We start from the raw sequence: 24,757 nt of genomic DNA, 5'->3' as shown, positions 1-24,757 counted from the left end.
GGTTTTTGTCTTAGCTGTTAAGCGTGGGCACGGGGATGCTGGAGGTTTCTTTGACCTCTTCCATCACAATGTAGCTTTTCGAGTTTTTCACGCCGGGCAGGGTGAGTAGCATGTCGCCCAGCAACGCACGATATTCAGACATATCCTTAATCCGTGCCTTGAGTAGGTAGTCTGAGTCGCCGGAAACAAGATGGCATTCCATGATGTAAGGCAGCTGCTTAACCGCTTCGTTGAAGGTTTCGAATGCATCTGGTGACTGGTAGGAGAGTGATATCTCAACAAATACCAGCATGTTGTACCCCAGTACCTCTGGATTGAGGCGCGCATAATAGCCTTGGATGTAACCATCTTTTTCTAGGCGTTTTACCCGCTCAATACAGGGCGTGGTGGAGAGCCCAACACGGTCTGCTAAGTCGGTGTAAGAGATGCGTCCATCCTTTTGCAAAGTGGTCAAAATATTACGGTCTATTCGATCGAGCTTTCTCATTTTTATGTAATATCTTTTATGTTCGTTATTTTTGATATTTTTTTTAATTTTGGTGATTTTTTCTATTTTAGTACGGAAGTGCGATAAATAGAACCAAGTTGGCTAGTTGTGACGTTTTAGATAAAAACGTTGTGATACGAATTCGGCGATGATCGCGTCATTAATGTAACGTTTGGCGTTACATCTCGTAGTTTTGCGCTAAATAGGCACTTTAGTCGCTATCGTGACGATCTGGCGGAGTTTTCAGTAGGTCGCATTTTTATAAGTTTGCCACGCTAGGTTGGATAGAACCTGTCCAACGAAGGGCGCTTTTTTTAGAAAACTAGCAGTAAAATTTACTGTAACACTAGACAGCGCCCAAGCGGTGCATTAGCGTTCAGTGCCAGACGCAATCTATTTCAACAAGCCTTATAAAAATGAGGAATAATAATGAATCGTAGCTACATCTCGACGGACAAAGCGCCTGCTGCAATTGGAACTTATTCGCAAGCAGTTAAAGCTGGCAACACGGTGTATATCTCTGGTCAGATCCCGCTGAACCCAGAAACAATGGAAGTGATGAATAGCTCTTTCGAAGAGCAAGCGGTGCGTGTTTTTGACAACTTGAAAGCGATTGCAGAAGCATCTGGTGGTGACTTAGGCGACTTCGTAAAGGTGACTGTATTGCTAACGGATCTTGCTAACTTTGCAACGGTGAATGAGGTAATGTCGCGTTACTTCTCTGAGCCTTATCCTGCGCGTGCAGCATACGCAGTAAAAGCGTTGCCGAAAGATGTGGATATCGAAGTTGAAGCGATTATGGTGACAGCTGACTAAGATCGTCATGACGCAAGGCGTGGGTGACTCCCAGCCTTGCGCTTTGTGGAGGTCTTACTTTTCAGGAGAGTGGAAGACCAAGTAAAGGTCAACGAGCAGATCTGGGATCTCATTTGCCATTTGATTTGCGACTTTACGGTTGCGGCGGATCTCTTTGAATTCCTGCTCATCGAATAGGTCTGACGCTACCATAATAGGCAGTAGCAACTCAGCGACTGACTCTTCATTTTCCGCAGCGAACCAGTCCTCTTCATTTAGGAATACACCTTCCATAAATGCTTGTGCCCAGATCTCAAGCAATGGGTCTTCGTCCCCGTTACGATCTAGCACCAAGTCACACGGCATCTCTAGCTCTTCTTGATCGTTGATATCAACCAAAATAGCGTTCTTCCAGCGTGTCAGCCAGCCGGTTACTTCTGCGCGTTGGTCATCTGACTTCCAAGCGGGTTGGCCGTCGAAGACAACGTCTAACCATTTGGCTTCAGGCGCTGGATTCGGGCTAATAGACAGTGCACACAAAAAACCGTGGATACCAATCAAATCCAGTGAGTCTTCAGAAACTGCATCACTGAAAATAAACGCTTCTAAAGCATCCAGTTCGGCATCGTTAAGTGGTTGGTTGTTTTGCATAAAAGTGTGTCTCGCTCGATTAGATCATGTTGGCAAGCATTTTACCCCTTGTGGCGACCAACGCCAGCGATAATTTCGGGTGACAGGTTATTCCGCTTTGCGGATAATCCCCATCCATGACAGATAAAGCGCTACATGTTCTAAAAGAAGTCTTTGGCTACGATCAGTTCCGTCCTCCTCAAGATGCGGTGATTGAGCGCGTTGTTGCTGGTGATGATGTACTGGTGATCATGCCAACAGGTGGCGGGAAGTCGCTGTGTTATCAGTTGCCAGCGTTACTGCGGCAGGGTACTGCGGTAGTTATCTCTCCGCTCATAGCGTTAATGGAAGATCAAGTGGCTGCGCTAAGGCAGCTTGGGGTGCGTGTTGCGTGCCTGAATTCAAGTCTCGACTACGTTAGCCAGCAAGATGTTGAGATGAGTTTGCGCCAGCGCCAGCTGGACCTTCTGTATATTGCGCCTGAGCGTCTACTGCAGCCGCGTACTCTGAGTCTGTTGGAGTCCTGTGATATCGCGCTATTTGCCATCGATGAAGCGCACTGTGTATCTCAATGGGGGCATGATTTCAGGCCGGAGTATTTGCAGTTGGCTGCGCTTGGGGAGCGTTTCCCGAGTGTTCCTAAAATTGCGCTCACTGCCACCGCTGATAAGCGTACTCAAGAGGAGATCGTTGAGCGGCTACATCTTCACAATGCCAGCACGTTCGTACAGGGGTTTGACCGACCAAACATCCGTTATCGCATTGCGCAGAAAAATCGTGCCCGAGAACAACTGCTGCGCTTCCTCAAAAGTGAGCACTCCAATGATGCCGGTATCGTGTATTGCCTATCGCGTAAGCGGGTCGAGGAGACTGCGGCTTGGCTCAATGAGCGGGGTTTTGCCGCGCTACCTTATCACGCTGGTTTATCGGCTGACTTGCGCGCGCACCATCAGCAGCGCTTTCTCAATGAAGAGGGCGTCATTATGGTGGCAACAATCGCCTTCGGGATGGGCATTGATAAGCCTAACGTGCGTTTTGTTGCGCATTTGGATCTGCCGCGCAGTATCGAGGCTTATTATCAAGAAACGGGACGTGCTGGGCGTGATGGGCAGCCGGCTGATGCTTGGATGGTGTATGGCCTACAAGACGTTATCTTTTTGCGTCAAATGCTAGAGTCCTCCACTGCGGAGGAGGGCCGCAAGCAAGTTGAAAGGCAAAAGCTCGAGGCTATGTTGGGCCTTTGCGAAATTACCAGTTGTCGGCGTCAGGTCTTGTTGAGCTATTTTGGTGATGAAGAGCATGAGCCTTGCGGTAACTGTGATACGTGTTTGGAGCCTGTGCCTGAGTGGGATGGCACCGAGGCTGCGCGTAAAGCGTTATCAGCGGTCTTTCGTACCGGGCAGCGCTTTGGGGTTAATCACGTGGTAGATGTGCTGTTGGGCAACGCTACGGACAAAGTTAAGGCTGAGGGGCATGATCGACAATCGACTTGGGGGATTGGTAAGGAGTTAGGCCGTAACGCTTGGCGCTCGGTGTTTCGCCAGTTGGTCGCGCGTGGTTATCTAGGTGTTGATGGCGAAGGTTTTGGTGTTTTGCATCTTACCGAGCGGTGCCGCGCGCTGCTTAGGGGTGAAGAGGTGTTACATCTGCGTGAAGATAAACGTGAAACTGAGCAGTCTTTCTCCAAAGGGCGGTCTGCATCTAGCCAGCTCAATGGCGAAGATCATGCCCTTTGGGAGGCGCTCAAAGCGGTGCGCAAACGCTTAGCTCAAGACCAAAATGTGCCGCCGTATGTGATCTTTCATGATGCTACGCTGATGGAGATGGTGATGTATCGGCCACATACCCATGCTCAGATGCAGAAGTTGTCGGGCGTAGGTGAGCGTAAACTGGAGCTTTATGCGGATGATTTCCTCGCAGCGATTCGTGAGGACGCAGTGCCGGACAATCAATCAGGCCAAGAGTTGGAATCAATTGCGCTATTTAAAGCGGGAATGTCAATTACTCAGGTCGCGAAGATGCAAAAGCTCTCGGAGAAAGTGATCTATGGGCATCTTGCTGCCGGTATCCGCTCTCAAGAGTTGACAGTAGCAGAGGTGGTTGAGCTACCAGACACTGAGATTAAGCATATTGAGCAAGTGATACTGGATAGCCAAACACGCTTTGGCCAGGCTTTAAAGCCTGTCTATGATGCGTTGGCAGGTGTGTATGACTTGGGTGTGCTCAACTGTGTAAAAGAGGGGCTGCGCACCTGATGGATACACCATTGGTTGGGCTCTTCCTAAGTAGCTTTATTGCATCGACGCTGTTTCCTGGTGGTTCTGAAGCGCTGCTCGTGTGGCAAGTCAAAGAAGGTGTCTATGAACTGTGGTTGCTCGTTTGTGTAGCAACATTAGGTAATGCGTTGGGCGGTATTGTTACTTATTACATGGGACGCTGGATCGCGTATCGTTTTCCTGAACGCACGCTGGGCACTAAGCACCCTAAAGCTCAGGCTTGGTTATCACGATATGGTGCTTTCTCATTGTTGCTCTCTTGGCTGCCCGTTGTAGGAGACCCCTTGTGTTTGCTTGCTGGATGGCTGCGTATTAACTCGGCTGCAGCCTGTTTGTTGATTACTGCGGGTAAGGCGTTGCGTTACATTGTCGTTTCGGGTGTTGCAGCGCAGATCTGGTAAAAGGAGTTGCTATGTTCAAGAAAATCCGCGTTCTGCTGCTACTTCTCGTGTTGCTGGTGGTCAGTGTAGACAGTTATCTGTCGCGTTCGCGCAGTATGGATTGGCAAGATGAGTTATGGGTAGTGATCTACCCGATTAATGCGGATGGTTCTGCTGAAAGCGAGAGATATATCGCGCAACTTAGAACGGATGACTTTGCTGATATCGAGCACTTCTTTCAGCGCGAAGCGGTGAAATATGCTTTGCCCGTCGAAAAGCCTATTAAGGTGTTGTTGGCACCTGAGCAGCCCAGTATGCCGCCAGAGGTACCAGAGAACCCCAGTATCGTTGATAGTGTCGTCTGGAGTTTACAGATGCGTTATTGGTCGTGGCGGTATGAAAATTGGGATGGGCCTAGCCCAGATATCCGAATCTACTTGAATCTATTCTCTCCAAACTACCCGCATGCGTTAAGACATTCACTGGGTTTGCAAAAGGGTTTGATTGGGTTGGTAAACGGCTTTGCCGATGAGCACCAACAAGGACAGAACAATATTATCGCGGCGCATGAGCTGTTGCACACAGTGGGCGCTAGCGACAAATATGATCCTGCGACCAACTTTGCAATCTGGCCGGACGGTTACGCGGAACCTACAAGAGTGCCTCGGTTCCCGCAGCGTAAAGCTGAGATTATGGCTGGGCGTTTGCAGGTATCTCCATCGATTGCGGTGCTGCCGCCAGACTTAACTCATGTGACGATTGGGGCAGCGACCGCAATAGAGATTAATTGGCTACGGGCTCCAAACTGATGTGCTTTTCTAAAGCATAAAAAAAACCCGCACTAAGCGGGTTTTTCTTGAAACGTTGATTACTTTTTGTAATCGCGTTTAGACGGGCCTGTATAAAGCTGGCGAGGACGGCCAATCTTATTAGGGCTGCTGTGGAATTCGCTCCAGTGGGAGATCCAACCAATGGTACGAGACAGTGCGAAGATCACTGTAAACATATTGGTTGGGATACCGATCGCTTTCAAGATAATGCCTGAGTAGAAGTCAACGTTCGGATATAGCTTACGCTTAACAAAGTACTCATCTTCCAGAGCGATCTGCTCAAGGCGCTTAGCGATCTTCAGCATAGGGTCGTTTTCGATACCCAGTTCAGCTAGTACTTCGTCACAGGTTTGCTTCATAACTTTCGCACGTGGATCGAAGTTGCGGTATACGCGGTGACCGAAGCCCATCAGGCGGAAGCTATCCTCTGGGTCTTTCGCGCGCTCTATGAAGTCTGGGATGTTTGCTTCATCACCAATCTCTTCTAGCATCGTCAGTACTGCTTCGTTAGCGCCACCGTGAGCTGGACCCCAAAGTGCAGCGACACCTGATGCGATACATGCAAACGGGTTAGCACCAGAAGAGCCGGCTAAGCGGACAGTTGAAGTTGATGCATTTTGCTCGTGATCAGCGTGCAATAGGAATATCTTGTCCATTGCTTTCGCAAGTACAGGGTTTGGTTTGTACTCTTCACACGGGTTGCCGAACATCATGTGCAGGAAGTTCTCTGCATAGTTCAGGTCGTTGCGTGGATACTGGAACGGCATGCCGATGGAGTACTTGTAGCACATAGCAGCAAGCGTTGGCATCTTCGCGATCAAACGGTATGCACACACTTCGCGGTGATGAGCGTTGTCGATATCCAGTGAATCGTGATAGAAGGCAGACAGTGCACCCACAACCGCAACCATGATAGCCATCGGGTGAGCATCACGGCGGAAGCCATTGAAGAAGTGGTTCATTTGCTCGTGAATCATCGTGTGGCGCTTCACGGTGCTGACAAACTCTTCCTTCTGCTCTGGAGTTGGTAGCTCACCATTCAGCAGCAAGTAGCACACTTCTAAGTAGTCAGAGTTTTCTGCAAGCTGTTCGATAGGGTAGCCGCCGTGCAATAGAACGCCTTTTCCGCCATCGATGTAAGTGATTTTCGATTCACAAGCAGCTGTTGAAACGAAACCAGGGTCGTAAGTGAACAGGCCTTGGCCAGTCAGCGGGCGAACGTCGATTACGTCAGGCCCTTCTGTTCCTGAGTAAACAGGAAGTTCAATCACGTCATCAAGACCATCGACAGTCAAACGAGCTTTCTTATCAGCCATTAGAGGCTCCTATCATTTTGTTTGTTATGTATGAAGCTATGTATTGATTAGCTTCAATTTCTAGAGTCTCGGTCCCTTGGGACCTGCCCAATATAGAGATTCAATGGGCATTGTCAATCTGGACAAATAACCGGTTTTCTGCATTGCAGCATTAGGGCGTAAGTTCTACCCTATACGTCGGTTAAGACGAAATAGGATTTTAGTTGTAGCTCCAATTTGCGTTTTTCTGCGTAGATAAGAGCGGGTAGACGTTAGGAGTAGATGGCCTAGCGTTACGTTGTATTATGTCATTGATATGACTATACTCGGCGCCCGAATGCACATGACCTTAGAGATGGTGTGTATTCAGTCTGAGGATCAACTCTCTACAACACTTCCGAGCAACCTTGCCTCATTAGAGTAGGCAAAAAAGAGTGTGAACAAGAGCCGTGAACAAAAAAAGACCTGTAAATTTAGATCTGCGAACTATCAAGCAGCCCCTACCTGCGATCACATCTATTTTGCATCGCGTAACGGGAGTAGCGTTATTTTTTGGCGCTATCTTCATGACGTATGCATTGGGATTATCGCTTGAATCCGAGGCTGGCTTTAACGAAGCGAAAACCATGCTAGAAGAGGGCTTCTTCGCGAGGCTAATCGCATGGGGATTAGTATCTGCATTGCTGTATCACATGTTGGCGGGTGTTAAGCACTTGATCATGGATGCAGGGCATCTGGAAGAACTGGAAAGCGGCACTAAAGCAGCGAAAGCGACTCTTATCGCTGGTGCAGTCGCAGTACTTTTAGCGGGGGTGTGGGTATGGTAACTAGTATTACGAGCTTTGGCCGCAGCGGTCTGTACGACTGGATGATTCAGCGCGTTACAGCTGTTGTTTTATTGGCTTATACCCTATTCATGATGGGTTATCTGCTTTTTGGCGGTGATTTGAACTACGAACAGTGGAAAACACTTTTCGATGGCACTGCAATGCGTATCTTTTCTCTCTTAGCTCTGCTTTCGCTGGCTGCGCATGCTTGGATTGGCTTGTGGTCAGTGACAACAGACTACATCAAGCCAACTGGAGTGCGCTTTGTCGTGCAATCGGGTTGTGGTCTCCTGACGTTTATCTATGTCGTCTGGGGTGTTCAGATTCTGTGGGGTGTTTAAGAGATGAGTAATCTACGCACATTAACTTTTGATGCGATCGTAGTTGGTGGCGGTGGCGCTGGTATGCGTGCTGCACTGCAGCTGGCTCAAAGTGGTTTGAATACAGCGTGTGTAACTAAAGTATTCCCAACACGTTCTCACACGGTTTCTGCGCAAGGTGGTATCACTTGCGCGATCGCAAGTGCGGATCCAAATGATGATTGGCGTTGGCACATGTACGATACCGTTAAAGGTTCCGACTACATCGGTGACCAAGACGCTATCGAATACATGTGTTCTGTGGGCCCGCAGGCGGTGTTTGAGTTAGACCACATGGGTCTACCGTTCTCCCGTACTGAAACAGGCCGTATCTATCAGCGTCCTTTCGGTGGTCAGTCGAAGAATTTCGGTGAAGGTGGTCAGGCAGCTCGTACTTGTGCTGCAGCGGACCGTACAGGTCACGCTCTGCTTCACGCTCTTTATCAGGGCAACATGAAAGCAGGTACTACATTCCTTAATGAGTGGTACGCAGTAGATCTAGTTAAGAACGACGATGGCGCGGTTGTTGGCTGTATCGCTATCTGCATCGAAACTGGCGAGACTGTATACATCAAGGCTAAAGCGACTGTTCTTGCAACAGGCGGTGCTGGTCGAATCTACTCTTCTACTACCAATGCTCTGATTAATACCGGCGACGGTATGGGTATGTCTCTGCGTGCAGGCGTTCCTGCTCAGGATATGGAGATGTGGCAGTTCCACCCAACCGGTATCGCAGGTGCGGGTGTGCTTGTGACTGAGGGTTGTCGTGGTGAAGGTGGTTACCTGATCAACAAAGACGGCGAGCGCTTCATGGAGCGCTATGCACCTAACGCGAAAGACCTTGCTGGTCGTGACGTTGTGGCGCGCTCTATGATTATGGAAATCCTAGAAGGTCGTGGTTGTGGTGAAGATGGCGATCACGTTTATTTGAAGATGGATCACTTGGGTGAAGAGGTTCTTCATTCTCGTTTGCCTGGTATTTGTGAGTTGTCTAAAACGTTTGCGGCGACTGACCCAGTTGTTAAACCGATTCCAGTTGTACCAACGTGTCACTACATGATGGGTGGTATCGCTACAAATATCGGTGGTCAAGCGATCGCGCAAGACAAAGACGGTAATGATCATATCGTTCATGGTCTTTACGCGTGTGGTGAAGTTGCATGTGTATCTGTCCACGGCGCTAACCGTTTGGGTGGTAACTCGCTACTTGACTTGGTTGTATTTGGTCGAGCTGCTGGTATGCAGATTGAGCAGCAAATGCGCGAAGGTTATGAAGTTAAAGATGCAACCGAAGCAAATATCGAAGCAGCAATGGAGCGTTTGAATCGCCTGAATAACTCGACAGGCGGTGAAAGTGTTGCTGAGGTGCGTAAAGAACTACAGAGCACTATGCAGCTTTACTTCGGTGTATTCCGTGACGGTGAGAGCATGCAGAAGGGTCTTGAGCTGCTGAAAGAGTTGCGTGCTAAGGTTGAGAATCTGCACCTTGAAGATAAGAGCTTGGCGTTTAACACAGCTCGTATTGAAGCTCTAGAGCTAGAGAACTTGATGGAAGTTGCTGAGGCGACTGCGATCGCGGCAGAGGTTCGTAAAGAATCTCGTGGTGCTCATGCACGTAATGATTATACAGAGCGTGATGATGAGAACTGGTTGTGCCACTCTATGTTCTTCCCAGGTGAGAAGCGCATTGGTAAGCGTGCAGTTAACTTTGCACCAAAAACCATGGATCCATTCCCGCCAAAAGTTCGTACCTACTAATTTTAAGGAGCTTCGAAAATGTTAGTGAGTGTTTATCGCTACAACCCTGAAACTGATGATGCTCCTTACATGCAGGATATCCATATTGATATTCCTGGTGGTAAGGACATCATGGTTCTGGATCTGTTGCAGCTATTGAAAGATAAAGATCCATCTCTGGGCTATCGTCGTTCTTGTCGTGAGGGTGTATGTGGCTCTGACGGTATGAATATGAACGGAACTAACGGTTTGGCTTGTATTACGCCGTTATCCGCAGTTGTTAAAGACGATAAGCTAGTACTTCGTCCGTTGCCTGGTTTGCCGGTTATTCGCGACCTAGTCGTGGATATGACTCAGTTCTATAAGGCGTACGAGAAGATCAAACCATTCTTGATCAACGATACACCGCCACCTGCTATCGAGCGTCTGCAGTCTCCAGAAGAGCGTGCTGAGCTTGACGGTCTGTATGAGTGTATTCTTTGCGCATGTTGTTCTACGTCTTGCCCGTCTTTCTGGTGGAATCCTGATAAGTTCATTGGTCCATCAGGCTTATTGCAAGCTTACCGTTTCTTGGCTGATAGCCGAGATACGGCAACACGTGAGCGCTTGGCTGACCTGGATGATCCGTTCAGTGTGTTCCGTTGCCACGGTATTATGAACTGCGTAAATGTTTGCCCTAAAGGTCTGAATCCAACGAAGGCGATCGGTAAGATTCGTAATATGCTTATCTCTCAAGCGACCTGATTTTCAGTTGCTTGTCATAAGAAAAGACACCTTCGGGTGTCTTTTTTTTATCTAGCCAAAAGGCTTATGCTTCAAAGCTGTAACTTTATGTAGAATCCGTGCTGTACGTGCTGTAAAGCTAGTTTTAAAAAGCGTACAATACCGTCCGCATTTCGTATTTTTAGAACAAGAAGTGCGAAGTTCATAACGGAAACAAAAGAAGGGGAATCAGCGCCAACCAAATGTCGGGTAACTGGTGCATCCCGACAGCGCTAGACAAACCCCTCAGCCAGGGTGATCAACTAATGCAAGAAGGCGTAATGGAGCTGCTTTGGAAAAACGCCCACCTTTATGGTGGCAACCTTTCCTATGTTGAGCAGCTATATGAAACTTATCTGATGGACCCAAGTGCCATTCCACAAGAGTGGCGAGAAGAGTTTGACCGGTTACCGAAAGTAGGTGAAGCTCTATCACAGGACGTTCCTCATTCTCCGGTGCGTGAGCACTTCTTATACATCGCGAAAAATAGCAAACGTGCTCAGCCAGCTGCCGTTAGCAGTGTTTCCTCTGAACATGAGAAGAAACAGGTTCGAGTCTTGCGGATGATTAACGCGTTTCGTGTTCGAGGCCATCAGGTCGCGAATATTGACCCTCTCGGTATGCGTCAAACCGAAGACGTGCCTGATCTCGATCCTCGCTTTCATGAGCTTTCTGAAGCGGACTTTGATACGAAGTTCCAGTTGGGTTCGTTGTTTTTTGGCCCAGAGGAAGCCCCTCTAAAAGAGATTCTTGCTGACCTTAAGCAGACATACTGCTCGACGGTTGGTGCTGAGTATATGCACATTGTTGATACTCAAGAGAAACGCTGGATTCAGTCTCGTTTGGAGCCTTCACGCGCGCATCCGCAGGTCGAGATCGAAAAGAAGAAGATGATCCTAGAGCGCCTAACCGCCGCTGAGGGTCTTGAGAAGTATCTGGGTTCCCGTTATGCAGGTGCTAAGCGCTTCGGTCTTGAAGGGGGCGAATCTCTTATTGTTTCGTTGAATACATTGATTCAGCGCGCCGGTAAGCAGGGCACCAAAGAAGTTGTTATCGGTATGGCTCACCGTGGCCGTCTAAACACACTGGTAAATATCTTCGGCAAAAACCCAACGGACCTGTTTGACGAGTTTGAAGGCAAAAAGCTGGTAGATACGTCGGGTGATGTAAAGTACCACCAAGGCTTTTCGTCAAACGTTATGACACCGGGTGGCGAAGTACACATCGCGATGGCATTTAACCCGTCGCACCTAGAGATCGTTGCGCCGGTTGTTGAAGGCTCGGTTCGTGCTCGTCAAGATCGCCGTGACGATGATCTAGGCGGCAGTGTTGTGCCCGTTAATATTCACGGTGACCAAGCGTTTTGTGGTCAAGGCGTTGTATTAGAGACGTTCCAAATGTCTCAAACGCGTGCATATAAAACAGGCGGTACCATTCATCTTGTGGTGAATAACCAAGTTGGATTCACAACGTCCAAGAAAGAAGACTCACGTTCTACTGAATACGCGACAGATGTTGCGAAGATGATTCAGGCGCCGATCTTCCACGTGAACGGTGATGATCCTGAAGCGGTTCGCTTTGTAACCCAATTGGCAGTTGACTATCGCAACGAGTTCAAGAAAGACGTTGTCATCGATCTGTTCTGCTACCGTCGTCGCGGCCATAACGAAGCGGATGAACCGTCAGGTACGCAGCCGTTGATGTATGCGCAGATCAAGAAACAGAAAACAACGCGTGATCTTTACGCTCAACAGTTGATCGAACAGGGCGTTGTTACTGCTGAAGAAAGCAAAGAGATGGAGAAAGAGTACCGTCGTTTGCTTGAAAACGGAGAGCACGTTGTTAAATCACTCGTCAACCAGCCTAATCAGGAGCTTTTTGTCGACTGGAAACCTTACCTAGGACACCAGTGGACATTTGATTGCCCAGAAACTAAGGTTGACTTTAAGCTGCTTCAAGAGCTGGGTAGCAAAATCTGCGAAACGCCAGAAGGCTTTTCAGTTCAACGCCAAGTTCAAAAAATCATTGATGACCGTAAGCGTATGGCTGCCGGCGCGATGGAATTGAACTGGGGTATGGCAGAGTCACTTGCGTATGCATCGATTCTAGCTCAAGGCCACCCTGTGCGAATCACTGGTCAAGATGTAGGCCGTGGTACGTTCTCACACCGTCATGCTGTGCTGCATGATCAAAAAACTGCTGAAACTTATATTCCGCTGAGTAATTTGTCAGCAGAGCAACCAGAAATGACAATTTATGATTCCTTCCTTTCGGAAGAAGCGGTATTGGCATTTGAGTACGGTTACTCGACAACGACGCCAAATGCATTAGTTATTTGGGAAGCACAGTTTGGTGATTTCGCAAACGGTGCGCAGGTTGTTATCGATCAGTTTATTACTTCGGGTGAGCACAAGTGGCAACGTCTGTGTGGCTTGACTATGCTCTTGCCTCATGGTTTCGAAGGTCAAGGTCCTGAGCACTCATCAGCTCGTCTAGAACGTTATTTGCAGTTGTGCGCTGAGCACAACATTCAAGTGTGTACACCAACAACGCCAGCGCAGATCTTCCACCTTCTGCGTCGTCAGGTGGTACGCCCACTGCGCAAACCTCTGGTGATTATGTCACCGAAGAGCTTATTGCGTCATAAGCAAGCGGTTTCATCTTTAGAAGAGCTTGCAGATGGTATGTTCCAGCCTGTTATCGCTGAGACTGACAACCTTGATCCTAAAAAGGTTAAGCGTCTGGTCTTATGTGGCGGTAAGGTTTACTACGATCTTTACAACCGCCGAGCGGAGCTAGAGAAGGATGATGTAGCGATCGTTCGTATTGAGCAGCTATATCCTTTCCCTGAAGATCAGTTGGCTGAAGCGATTAAAGAGTATAGCAACCTAGAGTCAGTGGCTTGGTGTCAAGAAGAGCCTATGAACCAAGGTGCTTGGTATTCGATGCAGCATCACATGCGTAAAGTGATTCATGCTTATAATCCAGTACTCAACTTAGAGGGCATCGCTCGCCCAGCTTCTGCCGCACCGGCAGTTGGATACATTTCAGTGCACGTCGAGCAGCAAGAGAAGCTCGTAAACGAAGCAATTAACGGTTAAAGATTTTGTCGCTACACAAAGGCTGTAGCGACAAACGAGTTTATAAGGAATAGTCATGTCCATCGAAATCAAAGCACCAACATTTCCTGAGTCTGTCGCTGACGGTACGGTTGCAACTTGGCACAAACAGCCAGGTGAAGCAGTTGCAGCAGATGAGCTAATTGTTGATATCGAAACAGACAAAGTTGTTCTAGAAGTAGTAGCGCCTGCTGACGGTGTTATTGCTGAGATTGTTAAAGGTGAAGGCGATACTGTATTAAGTGACGAAGTCATTGCGCACTTTAATGCAGGTGAAGCGGGTAGCGCTGCTCCAGCGGCTCAAGCTGAAGCTTCAGAAGCGGCAACGACTGACGGCGATAAAGTGGGTCCGGCAGCACGTAAGCTGATTGATGAAAATGGCCTAGACGCTTCTAAAATCCCAGGTACTGGCAAAAACGGTGGTATCACTAAAGAGGACGTACAAAACTTCCTTAAAGGTGGTGCACCAGCGGCAGCACCGGCTCCAGCTGCGGCAGCACCGGCTGCACCTGCGGCAAGCGTTAACGTTGTTGCTGGTGAGCGCGTTGAGAAGCGTGTTCCAATGACGCGTCTACGTGCGACAATCGCTAAGCGTCTCGTTGAAGCTCAGCAAAACGCGGCAATGCTGACGACGTACAACGAAGTCAACATGAAGCCTGTTATGGAGCTGCGTAAGCAATACAAAGATCTGTTTGAGAAAACTCACAACGGCACGCGTTTGGGCTTTATGTCTTTCTTTGTGAAAGCAGCCACTGAAGCCCTGAAGCGCTTCCCAGCAGTTAACGCATCGATCGATGGCAACGATATGGTTTACCATGGTTACCAAGACATCGGTGTGGCTGTATCTACTGACCGTGGTTTGATGGTACCTGTATTACGCGATACAGACACTATGAGCCTTGCTGATGTTGAGTCAACAATCGCTGACTTCGGTAAGCGTGGTCGCGAAGGTAAGCTGGGCATGGAAGATATGCAAGGCGGTACATTCACAATCACGAACGGTGGTGTATTTGGCTCACTTATGTCAACGCCAATTCTAAACCCACCACAAACAGCGATCTTGGGTATGCACAAGATTCAAGAGCGTCCTATGGCTGTAAACGGCCAGGTTGAGATTTTGCCTATGATGTACTTAGCACTATCTTACGACCATCGTATGATTGACGGTAAAGAAGCTGTACAATTCCTTGTTACGATCAAGGACTTGCTGGAAGATCCAGCACGTATGTTGCTTGACGTTTAATTCAACCCGTATTCAGCGATTAGGAAGGTAAGACGAATGTCTCAGAAATTTGATGTTATCGTTATTGGTGCAGGTCCTGGCGGTTACGTAGCGGCTATTCGCGCTGCGCAGCTAGGCCTGAAGACTGCTTGTGTTGAAAAGTGGGTTGATGACAAAGGCACTGCGGTCCTAGGCGGTACATGCCTGAATGTAGGTTGTATCCCTTCGAAAGCGCTTCTGGAGTCTACTCATAAATTCCACGAAGCTGCACATGATTTTGCTGTGCACGGCATTGGTGCTGAAAACGTATCGATGGATGTGAAGCAGATGGTGTCTCGTAAGAACACTATCGTTAAGAATCTGACAGGTGGTATCACTGGTCTATTCAAAGCTAACGGCGTTACTTTGCTGCAAGGCATGGGTAAGTTGCTTGCGAACAAGAAGGTCGAGGTAACTGCAGCTGATGGTGAAGCGGCAGTATACGAAGCTGAAAATGTTATCCTAGCATCTGGTTCTGTACCTGTAGAAATCCCGCCAGCACCGCTGACTGAAGGCTTGATTCTAGATAACGCTGGCGCGTTGGATATCGATGAAACGCCTAAGCGTTTGGGTGTAATTGGCGCTGGTGTAATCGGTTTGGAAATGGGTTCAGTATGGGCGCGTTTAGGCTCAGAAGTGACTGTTCTTGAAGCGATGGACGATTTCCTAGCTGCAGCTGATAAAGATGTAGCGAAGGAAGCGGCAAAGCTGTTTAAGAAGCAGAAGCTTGATATCAAGCTAGGTGCGCGCTGCACAGGCACTGAAATCATCGATGGTAAAGAAGTTAAGGTTAAGTTTACTGACAGCGAAGGCGACAAAGAGATCGTTGTTGACAAGCTGATCGTAGCTGTTGGCCGTCGTCCACAAACTCAAGGTTTGTTGGCAGGTGATAGCGGCGTTAAGTTGGACGAACGCGGCTTTATCTTTGTAGATGAAAACTGCCGCACAGGTGTTCCAGGCGTATTTGCAATTGGTGATTCCGTACGTGGTCCTATGCTTGCGCACAAGGCTTCTGAAGAGGGAATCATGGTTGCAGATATCATTGCTGGTCACAAAGCCGCAATGAACTACGATGTCATCCCTAACATCATTTACACGTATCCTGAACTAGCATGGGTTGGTAAAACAGAGCAAGAACTTAAAGCTGACGGCGTCAAAGTTAAGACAGGTAAGTTCCCATTTGCCGCTACAGGCCGTGCAATGGCTGCAAACTCTACCGAAGGTTTTGTTAAAGTTATTGCTGACGAAGAGACTGACCGTATTCTTGGTGTGCATATCGTTGGTGGTATCGCATCAGAGCTGATTGGTCAGGCTGCCATCGCGATGGAATTCTGCTCTAGTGCGGAAGATCTGCAGATGACAGTCTTCGCTCACCCGACAGTGAGTGAAGCGATTCACGAAGCTGCGTTGGCGGTAGACAACCATGCTATCCATATGGCTAATCGCAAAAAGCGTTAGTCTATAGCATTATTCAAATATCTAAGTTTCGGCCGGGCCAAAAGCCTGGCCGATTTTGCGAGAGCTTGTCGTAAAACTGTGGGCCGGTGTTGTGCTACAACTACATCGGATTTATCAGAGACAATACAACGGACTAGAGCATGAATCTTCACGAGTACCAAGGCAAACAACTGTTTGCTCAATATGGTCTACCAGTATCGAAAGGTTACGCGGTAGATACTCCGGAAGCTGCAGAAGAAGCAGCACAGAAAATCGGCGGTGATAAATGGGTTGTTAAGGCTCAGGTTCACGCTGGCGGCCGCGGTAAAGCGGGCGGTGTTAAGTTGGTAGATACACCAGCTGCTGCAAAGGAGTTCGCAGCGAATTGGTTAGGCAAAAATTTGGTAACTTACCAAACTGACGAAAATGGCCAGCCAGTATCAAAAATTTTGGTTGAGACATGTACAGATATCGCTCAAGAGCTATATCTTGGTGCAGTCGTAGATCGCTCTACACGTCGCATCGTTTTCATGGCATCCACAGAGGGTGGTGTTGAAATCGAGAAAGTTGCTGAAGAGACACCTGAAAAGATCCTTAAAGCAACAATTGATCCGTTGACTGGTGCTCAGCCATACCAAGCACGTGAGTTGGCGTTTAAGCTTGGTCTGAACGGTGATCAAGTGAAGCAGTTCACTAAGATCTTCCTGGGCTTGGCGCAGATGTTCGAAGAGAAAGATCTTGCGTTGTTAGAGATCAACCCTCTTGTTATTACTGATGCGGGTAACTTGCACTGCCTAGACGCGAAAGTTGTCATCGACGGCAACGCTGTTTACCGTCACAAAGACCTTCAAGAGATGCAAGACCCTTCTCAGGAAGATGAGCGTGAAGCGCGTGCGGCAGAGTGGGATCTTAACTACGTTGCACTAGATGGTTCTATTGGCTGCATGGTTAACGGTGCTGGCCTTGCGATGGGTACCATGGATATCGTTTCTTTGCACGGCGGCTTCCCTGCAAACTTCTTGGATGTAGGTGGCGGCGCGACGAAAGAGCGTGTTACTGAAGCATTCAAGATCATCCTTGAAGATAGCAAAGTTAAAGCGGTACTCGTTAACATCTTCGGTGGTATCGTTCGTTGCGATTTGATTGCTGACGGTATCATTGGCGCAGTTAAAGAAGTAGGCGTAAGCGTACCAGTTGTGGTACGTCTGGAAGGTAACAATGCTGAGTTGGGTGCACAGCGCCTGGCTGAGTCTGGTTTGGATATCATTGCTGCAACCAGTCTGACAGATGCTGCTCAGCAAGCAGTTAAAGCAGCGGAGGGTAAGTAATCATGTCCATTCTGATCAATAAAGATACTAAAGTTATCTGCCAAGGTTTCACTGGTGGTCAAGGTACTTTCCACTCTGAGCAAGCGATCGCTTACGGTACTCAGATGGTTGGCGGTGTAACGCCAGGTAAAGGTGGCACTGAGCACCTAGGTTTGCCAGTCTTCAACACAGTTGCAGAGGCTGTAGAAGCAACAGGTGCGGAAGCGTCTGTTATCTATGTTCCAGCTCCGTTCTGTAAAGACTCTATCTTGGAAGCTGCGCACGCTGGTATCAAACTGATCGTTTGTATTACTGAGCACATTCCAGTGATGGATATGCTGCAATGTAAAGTGAAGTGTGACGAGCTGGGTGTTCGCCTAATCGGTCCTAACTGCCCAGGTGTTATCACTCCGGGCGAGTGTAAGATTGGTATCATGCCAGGTCACATTCACTTGCCAGGTAAAGTAGGTATCGTTTCTCGCTCAGGTACACTGACGTATGAAGCTGTTAAGCAGACAACTGATTACGGTTTTGGTCAGTCTACTTGCGTAGGTATTGGTGGTGACCCAATCCCAGGTTCTAACTTCATCGATATTCTTGAGATGTTCGAGAAGGACCCTCAGACTGAAGCGATCGTTATGATCGGTGAGATCGGTGGTACTGCAGAAGAAGAAGCAGCTGCATTCATTAAGGCAAATGTAACGAAGCCAGTGGTTTCTTACATTGCTGGTGTAACGGCTCCTGCTGGTAAGCGTATGGGTCACGCAGGCGCGATCATTTCTGGTGGTAAAGGTACAGCGGATGAGAAGTTCGCAGCATTGGAAGATGCTGGCGTTAAAACTGTTCGCTCCCTTGCTCAGATTGGCGACGCTCTGAAAGAAGTAACTGGCTGGTAATCCAGTAAGTTAAGTAAAAAGGCAGCCTTGGCTGCCTTTTTTGTTTGTCATGATTCTTTAGTGCTAAGGCACGCGCAGCTCTAAAACGCCGTTGGTTTGGCGTAGTTCTAGATGCTTGAGAAAGCTCATACCCAATAGCACGGTATTGCCTTCCATAAATGGATTTATGTGTGCTGCGACACCCCTCATCTCAATTCCGCCTAACTGCACACTCTCTAATTCAGTCCGGAAAACACTGATACTTCCATTAGCCGTGCCAACACGAACCTTATCTCCGGGATCAAGACCTATGCGTTGAGCCAAAAGTTGGGGAACGCTGATGTTGGTTGCGCCTGTATCTAATAGGAAAACAACAGGCTCACCTTCGATGAGGCCCGTTGCCACGTAGTGGCCTTGGCGGTTGCGCTCAAGTACTACAGGCTCGTTGCTCTGGCCGATAGCTAAGTTAGAGTTTGGGTTATACTGATGTTTAACCCAATTGTTAAAAATGATTGTCAATAAAACTAGTGCGATGATCCATGTTAAGTGGCGCATCAGTGATGACATCTTGTTGAGTGTATCTGTCATGCTCTCCTCACATCTGTTCTAGGCTTTAGAAGCATGTGAGGAGTGAAAGTTCAGCAGCATGGTGTTGAAACCAAAGAAGCGTTCGAGCGGGGGGGGGAATGCGATGGGATCGATTAAAGAGCGCGTTGGCGGATGTTTAGCGGACTATTTGTCGAAACCGCGCGAGGCGAACTTGCAGCTAGCGACCAGCAGTCCTGATAGCTTGTCAGCCTCTTTGAAAAAGGGCGATGTTCTTTTGGTAGAGGGCACTAGTCGCGTGAGTTCTGTTATCAAGTATTTGACGCAATCTACTTGGTCACACGCTGCGCTCTGTGTCGGTGATTGTGCCGAGACATGTGATGGTGAGACGCGCTGCTTGGTTGAGGCTGATCTGAATGACGGTGTTCGCTCGGTTCCTCTCAGCATGTACAGCGATCAGCATACGCGTATTTGCCGCCCCATTGGGTTATCAGCTAGCGAAATAGATGAGGTCGTTTGTTACGCTATGGATAGGTTAGGAGATACCTATGATCGAAAAAATATTGTCGATTTAGCGCGCTATTTACTGCCTCTGCCGCCGCTGCCAGGTCGTTGGCGCCGCTCTTTTCTTCAGTTGGGTAGCGGTGACCCAACTCAAGCTATCTGCTCGTCGTTAATTGCTCAAGCGTTTCAGTCAGTCCATTATCCGATTCTCCCGGCCGCATATGCTGTATCTCGCGATTCTGGTCAGATGCGCCGCCTTTTTTCTCGTCACCCCAGTCTCTATACGCCAAGAGACTTCGATGTTTCTCCGTATTTTAAGGTGATAAAGCCGATGCTAGAGAAGCACTCAGATTATCGGGATGTTATTTGCTGGGGGGATAGCGCACCTGTGTTTGAAATCTATTCTGATGATGTCGTTTAGCGCTTATGCGGCGGTGCTTTAAACTGAGTTTTAAGCTCCTAAAATATTAATAATAGGCTGTCAGCTTTCCTTACAATATAGGGTACCCGCTTTAAACTAGCCATAAAAAGGCATTGCTTATCAATAGCTTAATTTTTGGCTTAATATTTGCTTAAGAAATATCAGATAGATCTAATAGTGGAGAAGTCTGATGATGTGGGAAGAAAATTATAATATTGATCACTACACTTCTGGAAAAGAACCTAACCTCTTTTTAAAGCAGCAGATAGGTTGCTTACCGCAGCAAGCTAGGGTTCTGTGTCTCACAACTGCGAATGGTTACGATGCAGTGCACCTTGCGTTAGCAGGCTTTCATGTTACTGCGGTTGATATCTCTTGGATGACCCTTGATGCCACACGGCAGTTGGCAGAACAGAATGAACTTAATATTGAGCTTATTCGTGCTGACCTTCTGCATTACCCGTTAGGATATGAAGAGTGGGATGCCGTTGTGTCGCTTTTTTATCAGCCTCCTCGCGGAGCGCAAGCAACGATGTGTCAACGTATGATGAACGCCCTAAAGCCAGGGGGTGTACTCATACTGGAAGGCTATACGGAAAGACACTTAAGAAAGCTAAAGAAGGACATTGGCCCTGCGTTAGCATCTGAGCGTCTTAAGCGTGCGCTGCCCGATGCACAGTTTTTACAGTTAGAAGAGCTTGAGCGGCCGCAAAGCGAGCAAACATCTCAAATGGGTACGCTGTCTGTGGTTCAGGCGGTGGCTGTTAAGCCAAAATAGTACTTTATACGATACAAGGGTATCCGCCACTAGGTCGGAACTGGTCAATTAAGTAGTTGATCAGCAACTGAGTTTTGAGGGTTTGATCTGCTCGGGAGCGATACAGCAAGCTAATCGGTCTCGGTGGCGGTACGAAAGCGCTAAGAATTTCTACGAGAGACCCGTCTGCCAGTGGGTCTTTGACGAGCATTTTAGGTTGTAGAATGATGCCTAAGTCAGCAATAGCTGCATTTAGGAGTGCAGATCCGCAGTTCGTTTGAAACCGGGCTTGCGGAAATGCAAAGGGCTTCAGTTCATCAGGAGAATAGAATGGCGAATGCTTGCGCCAATGCTTAAACGCCAGGCACTGGTGATGTTGCAGTGCCTCGATAGACTCGGGCGTGCCGTGTTTCTCGAGATAGGTCGGTGATGCGCAAAAGACCATTTCAATATTACATAGTTGTCTAGCGATATAGGCCGCGTTCTCTAATCTCCCCGTGCGTAAAATAACATCGTAGTCGTCATGCATCACATCCACTTTTTCATTGGTTAGCGACAAGTCAATGCTGACGTGTGGGTGCTGATCTAAGAACTTACCTATCATTGGCGATAAAATTTCTGCACCAAAGGTGATGGGCGCATTGATGCGCAGCACGCCTGAAGCCGTGTTCTTTATTGCTGATATGCGCTGGTCTAGAAATAGGTGCTCATGCAGAAGGCGTTCGCACTCGGTAAAGTAAGTTCGGCCAACCTCGGTGAGGCTTTGCTTGCGAGTAGTGCGGTTCAGCAGGGTGGTTCCAACATGGTGTTCTAGCCTCCGGATATGCTTGCCAACCATTGCGGAGCTGATATGAAATTTCTCACTAGCACGCACAAAGCTGCCCGTTTTTACTACCTCTACAAAGACTTCCATGCTCAGTAAACGGTCCATGTATTAAAAACCCATAGTTTTTTCTAATCGAAATACAGGCATATTTATAAAATAAAAGGATGCAATATACTAGTTGTGTTGCGAGAAAGCGCCGCAAGACACCATGTGTGTCTGCTGGCGATGGGTCCTTCCCCTTTCTGGTTGCGAATTAACATCCCGTTGTAAAGCTGGCAGGTAGTAAAACCTGCCAGCTTTTTTATTGCCATCTCGCTGCAAGAGACGCTAGTGCAGCCGCGAGAGGTAACCCCATACCGGTCTGATGGTGAGCATCACAGTCGCCGCGAGTATCCCCACGATATGTACTTCACTAGCGATGGGTACCCCGATACTAACCCGTGTCTGCGGCATTAAAATACTCCAGATAATATATCCGACCACCAGTGAGTTTATCGCAGGCTGTTGCCGCCAAAAGCGTAATGCAGCATAGAAAAATAGGCTGTAAAGCAGTCCAGATGCGCCTAGATAAAAGCTTCGAGTGTAGAGTAAGGTTAGGTAAATCGTCAGCGCAGCCCATACTCCGGCAACACAGTAGAGCAATTCTCTGTTTGACCAGTAGCGGCCGTAGAGTCCGATCAAGCAAAAAGCGGCGATGAAATTATTTAGCAGGTGCGGCCATGACCAGTGGGTAAGATGAGCGGTAACTAGCTGCCAGATTGCGGGCTCGGCTGTTAATAGATAGAGCCTACGCACCCATGCTTCATTCCAAGGGGCGAAGGCTAAAAATAAAAGAGCGACGACGCAGATGCGCCATCGCTCTTGACGGAATCGCGCAACCACTGATGTTATTGCGCAGCTTCTTTACATTTGGCTAGTACGAACCGATTAAACGCTTTAGCGTAATCAAACGCTTTAGCGCGGCGCTCGCCCTTCTCAACGGAATTGAGTGCATCACCTGTCCCAGGAACAAGTAAGTAACCACATTGGCTTTTGGCTTGCTCGACGAGGTCGCTATGGATGCCTGGTAGAGTTTGACGCCGGCCCGAAAATGCTAAAAGGCGGTAGTCTTTTTTTGCGATCGCAGCTGCTGCATCGGCTTTAGCGTCAGCATCGTCAACCCATGTTAGGTCAGCGTCAAAACGTTCATCATTCGGTTTTGTATTGCCTTTGCAGCCTGACAGTACCAGCCCTGAAAGTGCCAACAATAGGAGCGTCCAAGGTGGAAGGTTACCGCCACCACCGGAGCTACTATCAGGTGTGGTAGGGTCCGTTGGCGTTGTCGGTGTGGTAGGCGTTGTCGGATCTGTTGTTGTGCTCGTTGAGATGCTCAGGGCGCCTTGGCTGATATTAAAGAAGATATTGTTAACACAACGCACCATGACGCGGGCATTACTAACCGCTTGATTCGGCAGAGTGACGCTTTCAGATCCATCATTTGGAGTACCTGATAGCAGCACTGTGTTGAAAGCGGTGGCATTGCTGTTGGAGAGTAAAATATCGACGGCACTGCAGTTGACGGGTGCATCACTTGTGCCCGCGACATCCCAACGCACTTCCATACTGGCGCCTGGTTGGTAATTACTATTGTGTGCCGTTAGCAGCCTGAAAGGACCTGCTTGGTTAGTAACATTGATACGTGCATCGTCACTCGCTACTCCACCGGCATTATCGCGCACGGTAAAGCGGAAGTTGAGGGCGCGTGTCGTGGTTGGGAGGGTTTCGCCCAACGTAGATGTGCGGCTCACTAAATCTGACAGACGAGGGAAGTAACGAGTTTTGTCGCTAGTGGGTGCCCATGAACGGAATAATGTTCGTGTGCCATCATCAACCATATCGAGTGAATCAGTCGATGCTGCGCCAGAGTCGATCTGCTCCCATTGATAGCTCAGAGCGGGTGTTGGGTTTACGTCCGAGCCTGTGCCCTCCAGTATGAACGGAGTATTTGCTGGAATCGTATAGTCGACGCCTGCATAGGCTGTTGGTGGCGTGTTTAGGACATTCGTCCGGGTTCCGCAGCTGCGAGAGCTGATGAAATCCATCATCTCTTCTACAGATTTTGAGTGGAAGAATGGATCGGCGGTTCGTTGCAAGTTTTGATCAGCACAAGTACCCGCATAAGACATGATTGTACTGCCGCTACCCGGTTCCCAAGCAGTACCATCATTGCGGTTTGATCCACATGAACCAGAGCTGCCATTAAACGAGTGATTCGCACCTAGTTGATGGCCGATCTCGTGTGCTACGAGGTCAACATAAAAAAAATCCCCTGATGGGAACGGGCTGCCCGACATACCGCGCCCTTTGAGCTGCGGACTGCAGACTCCAAAGTAGGCTAAACCACCGCCTTGTGTATTCAATACATGGCCAATATCGTAATTGGACGTGCCGATAAAACTGTCGAGAACTCCAGCATTGGTTTCAACGTCGGAATCGTCATTTGCGAATGGGTCTGAATTGGCATTCGTAAAGATGACGCGGTCGTTATCTGCAACCAGTTCAAATTGAACCAATAGCTCTCGCTCATAAACTTCATTGATACGGTTGAGTAATGTCACTACCGCACCGAGTCCACCAACCTTCGTGCCGCCATGGAACTGGGTATACTCGCCTGCCGCTGAGATCGCCATGCGATAAGTAATGAGCTGATCTCCGGCGACGGTTTTCTCCAGAGCTTGGGTGTCATTGGCTAGCGATGCGGTGTCTTTGAAGTATTGGTCGGCAGAGCGGCGGTTCAGCGCCTTGGCATGTTTAGAGTAGTAAGCCATGTGGCGTTCTGTCGCGATGTTGGATGGATCGATCATCACCCACTCATCATTGTGCTTGAACATGCCGTGAAAACCCTGCGGGGTGATATCAAAGCGACCACGGTTTCGTGGGTCGTTAACATCCACACCTCTAAAGGTACGAATAGCAGGGTACTTAGCGGCGAGTTCCGGCGCAGTAACCGGTGTATAGCTAAGTTGGTAGGTCACGAAGCTGCCATCTGGAAGCGGTAGTTCAAGTGAAACCGTTTCGCCTTCGAGCATTTGAGTTAGCGCAGCAACGTTTGTATCAACGTATCGGGCTGCACTTGCTTGAATTGTCTGCTTTGCATGGGGGGAGACAATCGGGGTAGTAACATCATTCCATAATGTCGAATTGGCTGCTGCGCCAAGCGGGGCTGCCAATAATACGCTCGTGAGTAATGATACAGAGCTAAAGCGCTTCATTGCTGTAGAATCTCCATGTGATATAGGACTACCTATGCTTACAATACCGCGTAAGGTACGTTTCAAGTCGGCGCA

The 24,757-nt window shown here is 48.5% G+C and carries 22 protein-coding genes; 15 read left to right on the top strand and 7 right to left on the bottom strand.

Annotation, left to right across the window (positions count from 1 at the left end):
• Nucleotides 1-10: 10 nt before the first annotated feature.
• Complete coding sequence (lrp, locus tag E4L36_RS02870; RefSeq protein ID WP_136679096.1) at nucleotides 11-487, bottom strand: leucine-responsive transcriptional regulator Lrp; 477 nt, start codon at nucleotides 485-487, stop codon at nucleotides 11-13.
• 426 nt (nucleotides 488-913) lie between these two features.
• Between lrp and E4L36_RS02865 the strand changes: the two genes are divergently transcribed.
• Nucleotides 914-1,303: a RidA family protein gene (locus tag E4L36_RS02865; protein ID WP_240656914.1), complete on the top strand. Its 390-nt coding sequence runs from the start codon at nucleotides 914-916 to the stop codon at nucleotides 1,301-1,303.
• A gap of 54 nt (nucleotides 1,304-1,357) precedes the next feature.
• On the opposite strand, the gene E4L36_RS02860 is transcribed toward E4L36_RS02865, so the two are convergent.
• Nucleotides 1,358-1,933 carry a YecA family protein gene (locus E4L36_RS02860; protein WP_127692738.1) on the bottom strand — a complete coding sequence of 192 codons (576 nt, stop codon included), beginning with the start codon at nucleotides 1,931-1,933 and terminating at the stop codon, nucleotides 1,358-1,360.
• 116 nt (nucleotides 1,934-2,049) lie between these two features.
• Here E4L36_RS02860 and recQ point away from each other — a divergent pair, with 116 nt between their 5' ends.
• Genes recQ through E4L36_RS02845 form a run of 3 tightly spaced genes read left to right on the top strand, consistent with a single transcriptional unit; the run spans nucleotide 2,050 to nucleotide 5,377 of the window.
• Nucleotides 2,050-4,167 (top strand): DNA helicase RecQ, encoded by a 2,118-nt coding sequence (recQ, locus tag E4L36_RS02855; RefSeq protein WP_136679093.1) that lies wholly within the window; start codon nucleotides 2,050-2,052, stop codon nucleotides 4,165-4,167.
• The gene (locus tag E4L36_RS02850; protein ID WP_136679091.1) at nucleotides 4,167-4,589 is read left to right on the top strand and encodes a YqaA family protein; all 423 of its coding nucleotides are present in this window, start codon (nucleotides 4,167-4,169) and stop codon (nucleotides 4,587-4,589) included. The genes recQ and E4L36_RS02850 overlap by 1 nt, the downstream gene beginning before the upstream one ends.
• 11 nt (nucleotides 4,590-4,600) lie before the next feature.
• A complete protein-coding gene (locus tag E4L36_RS02845) occupies nucleotides 4,601-5,377 on the top strand; it encodes a hypothetical protein (protein WP_136679089.1) in 777 nt (258 codons plus the stop codon).
• 59 nt (nucleotides 5,378-5,436) lie between these two features.
• Here E4L36_RS02845 and gltA read toward each other — a convergent pair whose 3' ends face one another.
• On the bottom strand, nucleotides 5,437-6,714 hold the full coding sequence (gltA, locus tag E4L36_RS02840; protein ID WP_136679087.1) for a citrate synthase: 1,278 nt from the start codon (nucleotides 6,712-6,714) through the stop codon (nucleotides 5,437-5,439).
• 428 nt (nucleotides 6,715-7,142) lie between these two features.
• On the opposite strand from gltA, the gene sdhC reads away from it, so the two are divergent.
• The 9 genes from sdhC to sucD all read left to right on the top strand — a co-directional run bounded on the left by sdhC (nucleotide 7,143) and on the right by sucD (nucleotide 18,398).
• Complete coding sequence (gene sdhC / locus E4L36_RS02835) at nucleotides 7,143-7,520, top strand: succinate dehydrogenase, cytochrome b556 subunit (protein ID WP_127692743.1); 378 nt, start codon at nucleotides 7,143-7,145, stop codon at nucleotides 7,518-7,520.
• Nucleotides 7,514-7,861: a succinate dehydrogenase, hydrophobic membrane anchor protein gene (gene sdhD / locus E4L36_RS02830; protein WP_127692744.1), complete on the top strand. Its 348-nt coding sequence runs from the start codon at nucleotides 7,514-7,516 to the stop codon at nucleotides 7,859-7,861. Before sdhC ends, sdhD begins: the two co-directional genes overlap by 7 nt.
• 3 nt (nucleotides 7,862-7,864) lie before the next feature.
• Entirely contained in the window at nucleotides 7,865-9,637 is a 1,773-nt protein-coding gene (gene sdhA / locus E4L36_RS02825) for a succinate dehydrogenase flavoprotein subunit (protein ID WP_136679085.1), read from the top strand.
• A gap of 18 nt (nucleotides 9,638-9,655) precedes the next feature.
• A complete protein-coding gene (locus E4L36_RS02820) occupies nucleotides 9,656-10,360 on the top strand; it encodes a succinate dehydrogenase iron-sulfur subunit (RefSeq protein ID WP_127692746.1) in 705 nt (234 codons plus the stop codon).
• Nucleotides 10,361-10,644: 284 nt separating this feature from the next.
• Complete coding sequence (locus tag E4L36_RS02815; RefSeq protein ID WP_136679083.1) at nucleotides 10,645-13,479, top strand: 2-oxoglutarate dehydrogenase E1 component; 2,835 nt, start codon at nucleotides 10,645-10,647, stop codon at nucleotides 13,477-13,479.
• Between the two features lie 55 nt (nucleotides 13,480-13,534).
• Complete coding sequence (gene odhB / locus E4L36_RS02810; protein ID WP_136679081.1) at nucleotides 13,535-14,740, top strand: 2-oxoglutarate dehydrogenase complex dihydrolipoyllysine-residue succinyltransferase; 1,206 nt, start codon at nucleotides 13,535-13,537, stop codon at nucleotides 14,738-14,740.
• Between the two features lie 36 nt (nucleotides 14,741-14,776).
• A complete protein-coding gene (lpdA, locus tag E4L36_RS02805) occupies nucleotides 14,777-16,216 on the top strand; it encodes a dihydrolipoyl dehydrogenase (protein ID WP_127692749.1) in 1,440 nt (479 codons plus the stop codon).
• Nucleotides 16,217-16,356: 140 nt separating this feature from the next.
• Entirely contained in the window at nucleotides 16,357-17,523 is a 1,167-nt protein-coding gene (gene sucC, locus E4L36_RS02800; protein ID WP_127692750.1) for an ADP-forming succinate--CoA ligase subunit beta, read from the top strand.
• A gap of 2 nt (nucleotides 17,524-17,525) precedes the next feature.
• Entirely contained in the window at nucleotides 17,526-18,398 is an 873-nt protein-coding gene (gene sucD, locus E4L36_RS02795) for a succinate--CoA ligase subunit alpha (protein ID WP_127692751.1), read from the top strand.
• A 63-nt stretch (nucleotides 18,399-18,461) separates the two neighbouring features.
• Here the strand turns inward: sucD and E4L36_RS02790 are convergent, their stop codons facing one another.
• On the bottom strand, nucleotides 18,462-18,965 hold the full coding sequence (locus tag E4L36_RS02790; RefSeq protein ID WP_136679080.1) for a TIGR02281 family clan AA aspartic protease: 504 nt from the start codon (nucleotides 18,963-18,965) through the stop codon (nucleotides 18,462-18,464).
• A 103-nt stretch (nucleotides 18,966-19,068) separates the two neighbouring features.
• Here E4L36_RS02790 and E4L36_RS02785 point away from each other — a divergent pair, with 103 nt between their 5' ends.
• Nucleotides 19,069-19,848 carry a YiiX/YebB-like N1pC/P60 family cysteine hydrolase gene (locus E4L36_RS02785; RefSeq protein WP_136679077.1) on the top strand — a complete coding sequence of 260 codons (780 nt, stop codon included), beginning with the start codon at nucleotides 19,069-19,071 and terminating at the stop codon, nucleotides 19,846-19,848.
• Between the two features lie 190 nt (nucleotides 19,849-20,038).
• The gene (locus tag E4L36_RS02780; protein WP_136679075.1) at nucleotides 20,039-20,626 is read left to right on the top strand and encodes a class I SAM-dependent methyltransferase; all 588 of its coding nucleotides are present in this window, start codon (nucleotides 20,039-20,041) and stop codon (nucleotides 20,624-20,626) included.
• A 4-nt stretch (nucleotides 20,627-20,630) separates the two neighbouring features.
• Here E4L36_RS02780 and E4L36_RS02775 read toward each other — a convergent pair whose 3' ends face one another.
• The 3 genes from E4L36_RS02775 to E4L36_RS02765 form a co-directional block, all read right to left on the bottom strand.
• Entirely contained in the window at nucleotides 20,631-21,536 is a 906-nt protein-coding gene (locus E4L36_RS02775) for a LysR family transcriptional regulator (protein WP_136679073.1), read from the bottom strand.
• A 222-nt stretch (nucleotides 21,537-21,758) separates the two neighbouring features.
• Complete coding sequence (locus tag E4L36_RS02770; protein ID WP_169051454.1) at nucleotides 21,759-22,226, bottom strand: rhomboid family intramembrane serine protease; 468 nt, start codon at nucleotides 22,224-22,226, stop codon at nucleotides 21,759-21,761.
• A 92-nt stretch (nucleotides 22,227-22,318) separates the two neighbouring features.
• Nucleotides 22,319-24,682, bottom strand: coding sequence for a reprolysin-like metallopeptidase (locus E4L36_RS02765; RefSeq protein ID WP_136679069.1), 2,364 nt, complete (start codon nucleotides 24,680-24,682; stop codon nucleotides 22,319-22,321).
• Between the last annotated feature and the right edge of the window lie 75 nt (nucleotides 24,683-24,757).

It is taken from the genome of Neptunomonas sp. XY-337, from assembly GCF_004959845.1.
Classification (GTDB): Bacteria; Pseudomonadota; Gammaproteobacteria; order Pseudomonadales; family Balneatricaceae; genus Neptunomonas; species Neptunomonas marina.
This window is presented reverse-complemented; position numbering and strand designations above follow the sequence as displayed.